This window comes from Sphaerochaeta sp. (assembly GCF_050178175.1).
Lineage (GTDB): Bacteria > Spirochaetota > Spirochaetia > Sphaerochaetales > Sphaerochaetaceae > Sphaerochaeta.
In genome coordinates this window covers 1-3,920 of the sequence record NZ_JBFXGH010000162.1, presented here as the reverse complement: position 1 = coordinate 3,920, position 3,920 = coordinate 1, and the positions used below count along the sequence as shown (strand labels likewise).

The window sequence follows — 3,920 nt, the reverse complement described above, 5'->3', positions numbered from 1 at the left end:
AGCAATTACCAGCTTGTCATATTTCTTTCTGCAGGTTGCCTTGAATATCTTGTTCGTAGCCATTTTGAAATTTGGTGCAAATGGAGTCTTGCTCTCCTTGGTGATCTCCAATACAGTAGCCATTGTCTGGATGCTGTTTGATCTTGGAAAACACCATCTCTTTTGCTTCTGCATCAATAAACAACTACTGAGGGAGGCTCTCCACTATTCAATTCCCATTATCCCTCATAACCTATCCACCCATATTGCTCAGTTTGTATCAAGGGTCTTCATCAATGCAAACACATCATTGGTTTCTGTTGGATTGTTTGGGCTTGCCAGTAAATTTGGATCCCTGGCAGATATGGTGCAGAATTCTGTGAATATGGCTTTTCAGCCATGGTTCTTTGAGCAGTTGAGCAAGAGAGAAGCGCTGGATACAAAACAAATTGTATCCCTTTCAAATTCCTTGGTATGGCTCTATGGTATTGTTTTCTTGGGTTTGGCTCTCTTCAGCCAAGAGTTGATTGCTCTTATGGCAACTGATGCATACCAAAGTTCTTGGATGCTGGTTCCTCTCATTGTTGCCGTCTTTGCCATCAAGACGCCGTACTATTTCTACATCAATATTCTTTTTTATTACAAGAAAGCCGCAAAATATATTTTCATTGCAACGGTAAGCAGCAGTCTTTTGAATGTGTTCTTGTCTTACTTTTTTATCAAGGCTTGGGGGATGTTTGGTTCAGTAGCAGCAGATGCGATTGCGATGTTGTTGAGAGTTGGTATTGTAGTGTATTTGGCAAACAAATTTTCAAAGATAGGATATAGCTTGGTACGGTTTGGACTACATTTTTTGTTTTTGCTGCTATGTATGGTGGTCGGGCTATATCCCAGCTATGTTCAGGGTAATGCGTCGGTATCAATAGGAGCCTGTTTGTACAAGATAGGCGTATTGATTGTATTCTGTATTATCGCTCTTTGGGCAAACAAGGGTTCAGTTGGTGGTACCCTTGCAATCTTACGGAAAAGGAGATAGTGATATGCGGGATAGAATGGATTTGCTTGTAAAGCGGTGGATACTGTTCTTGCTCCATGCCATACTCCCTAGGAAAGAAAACAGGGTCCTTTTCATGAGTTTTTCTGGTTCAACCTACTCTGATAATCCTAAGGCAATTTCAGTAGCCTTGCGTAGCTTATACCCAACTATCGAACAGTGTTGGATTATGAAAGACCCAAAAGCAAAATCGGGTGTTCTTGATCCTTCTAGTATCGTACGGAAGGGATGGAGTTTTGGTGCACTTGTAGCCATGGCCAGAGCAAGTGTTTGGGTATTCAATGACACATTGCCTGGGTGGGCTTGGAAGGGGAGTGATCAATACTTTATTCAAACATGGCATGGGGACAGGGGATTCAAGAAAATTCTCTATGATTTTTCCGATAGGGCAGGAAAGCCATTGCTTCAGGAGCAGTTTTCCTGTGACCTTGCTATTGCAGGATCTGATTTTGGCGAATCTTTTTTTCGTACTGCGTTTCGCTATAGAGGAGAAGTTCTCAAAACGGGCTGTCCAAGAAATGACATACTTGTTGATCTTCAAGATGCAACGATAGCTGAAACTCAGAGTCGTCTTGGCTTGGAACCCCAGTATCATTATGTTCTCTATGCTCCAACACTCAGGAGGAAGGAGGGCAAGAGTCGGGAAGCCCAGAAGGTCCAGGATATTGATTTCTTTTCTATACTCGAACAACTAGGCAAGGTTTTTGGTGGATCCTGGAAATTCCTTATCCGCTCACATGTGAAAGTTCCAGGTCTTGTAGGATATCCCGATTCAGATGCCATTATTGATGTAACAGCAAATGAGGATATGGCTGATTTGCTCGTTGTTTCCGATATGCTTATCACTGACTATTCTTCAAGCCCTGGGGACTTTGCATTGACAAATCGACCAATTATTCTCTATCAAAATGACAGAAAGTCTTTTGAGGAAAAACAACGGACATTCTATTTCGATCTCGATGATTCTCCGTTTTGGATTGTTTCGTCACAGGATGCATTGCTGCACGCTATTGCTGACATGCCAAACCGTAATGTAAAACAGAATTGTGAAGCTATTCTTGCGTTCTATAAAACACATGAGACAGGTCATTCTAGTGCAGATGTTGCCAAAAGAATTGCACAATTTTGCAAGGTTTCTTTGAAAAATTAGCACAGTTAGTTATAAAATCATGCTACAGAGCCAATTTCAAAATGCCGAACAATATGTATGAATATACATAGATTTTTGTATATCCATGCATGCCAGGTGGTTTGCAGGTAACCCAGGGGGTCTTCTCTCCAGGATGACAGGGACAATCACCCCCAAGGCGACTCGATAGACGCACCAAGGCATCCCTTCTTCATGGGAGGGATGTTTTCCGTCCAACTTGGCTGTGGCTAGGATACCCTGTGTGCCTTGTGTTGCTCATACAGGATCAGCACATTCCGCACCTTCTTCATGGTGGTGAGGAGAATGGCCAGAGCGATCTCATACCGGGCGTGGGCTCCCCTTTTGTAGATGGTGTCGGGAAGGAACCCGTCCTTGAGCTCGCTGTTGGTCCTCTCCACGGTGGTCCTTGTGTGTTTGGTCAAGAAAAAATGGATAAAATGGTAGTGAGAATTCCCTATTCTGGTACTGTTCGAAAATACTCACTATTGTCTATTTTCCAGTATCCTCCCTCCCTTTCTTAACCGTTACCACCTGGTCCCTCATCAATGAGTGTTCCAGTCTCCAATCCTTCGACCCTGTATCGATTAGATGACCGTAGTGTACCAATTGGTCGATGATTGCGGTTGCCAATTGCTCATCAGTCATGAGCTTCCCCCATTCGCTGAATGGTAGATTGGTGGTCACAATCAAGGACTTGTTCTCGTAACTGTCTGCAATCACCCTGAATAGGAGCTGAGCATCATCCCTGCTTACCTGGCAATAGCCCCATTCATCAATTATCAACAGGTCAAGCTTCCTGAGGTCCAGAAGGGTTCTCTCCAGGAGTTCCTCAGAGCGTGCTTTCGCCAGTCGTGCAATCAACTGGCTCATGGTCATGAACTTCACCTTGTGGCCTTCATTGCAAGCCCTGATGCCCAGAGCAATGGAAAGCATTGTCTTCCCACTACCACAAATCCCATAAAAAATCAGGGTTCTCTTCTGGTTGATGAATTCGAGCGAGAGCACTTCCTCCTTGCTCATCAGGGCAGGGAAACGCACATTGGAGAAATCATACTCATCAATGCTCTTGATGGAAGGAAAACCGGCATGCTTGATCATCCTGGCCTTACGGGATTCCGTCCTGCGAGCCAGCTCACAATCCAGCAGCTCATTCAGGTACTCAATCTGCTTTGGTGTCCCATTCTCAAGTGCCTGACGGACTCCTTCCTGGGAGAAGAAGAACTGTCTCAGCTTATTGGTGAATGAGGAGTTGAACAGTTCCTTTTGCGCTTGCTTGGCCTTCATAGAGCAACCTCCCCCGATTTGCCCAACAGTGCATCATATACACCCAGATTCACATTGGTGGGATTGTCGCTTGCCTCAAGCGGGAACGACACCATCCGGTTGCACAGTACAATCAGGTCTTCCTTCGTAGGGATCCTGCCATCCCTGCACAAGCTGTTGGCCGCCACCGATGCGACACCAAATCCAAACCGGTCAGAGCACTCATTGAGCATGTACAACCCCCGTCTACGACTTGAATTGTCAGCAGCGTCAAGATAGTGCTTGAACCCACCATCTTCCATCTTCTCTCTCACAGGGCTGTGCATCCACGCATTCGGCTTATTGACACTCGCCCCCAGCATAGCCTCAATATCATAGGTGGTGGTGGGCTCATCCCCATAGGCACGGGGGAATGTCCTGATGAATTCACCTCCACGTGTATAGACCGAGATTTCCCAGGCTCCCCTTGAGACC

5 protein-coding genes are annotated in these 3,920 nt (G+C 45.4%); 2 read left to right on the top strand and 3 right to left on the bottom strand.

Going from position 1 to position 3,920, the window contains the following annotated elements; all coding sequences use genetic code 11:
- Both AB7S66_RS11775 and AB7S66_RS11770 read left to right on the top strand, forming a co-directional pair.
- Positions 1–1,015, top strand: a 1,015-nt coding sequence (locus AB7S66_RS11775) for a lipopolysaccharide biosynthesis protein (RefSeq protein ID WP_428520236.1), incomplete at its 5' end; no start/stop codon positions are given.
- A gap of 4 nt (positions 1,016–1,019) precedes the next feature.
- The gene (locus tag AB7S66_RS11770) at positions 1,020–2,183 is read left to right on the top strand and encodes a CDP-glycerol glycerophosphotransferase family protein (RefSeq protein WP_428520234.1); all 1,164 of its coding nucleotides are present in this window, start codon (positions 1,020–1,022) and stop codon (positions 2,181–2,183) included.
- 227 nt (positions 2,184–2,410) lie between these two features.
- Here AB7S66_RS11770 and AB7S66_RS11765 read toward each other — a convergent pair whose 3' ends face one another.
- The 3 genes from AB7S66_RS11765 to AB7S66_RS11755 all read right to left on the bottom strand — a co-directional run.
- Positions 2,411–2,605 (bottom strand): hypothetical protein, encoded by a 195-nt coding sequence (locus AB7S66_RS11765; RefSeq protein WP_428520232.1) that lies wholly within the window; start codon positions 2,603–2,605, stop codon positions 2,411–2,413.
- Positions 2,606–2,672: 67 nt separating this feature from the next.
- On the bottom strand, positions 2,673–3,467 hold the full coding sequence (istB, locus tag AB7S66_RS11760) for an IS21-like element helper ATPase IstB (RefSeq protein ID WP_428520230.1): 795 nt from the start codon (positions 3,465–3,467) through the stop codon (positions 2,673–2,675).
- Positions 3,464–3,920 (bottom strand): hypothetical protein (locus AB7S66_RS11755; protein ID WP_428520228.1); only part of this gene is annotated, 457 nt, incomplete at its 5' end. The genes AB7S66_RS11755 and istB, both read right to left, overlap by 4 nt.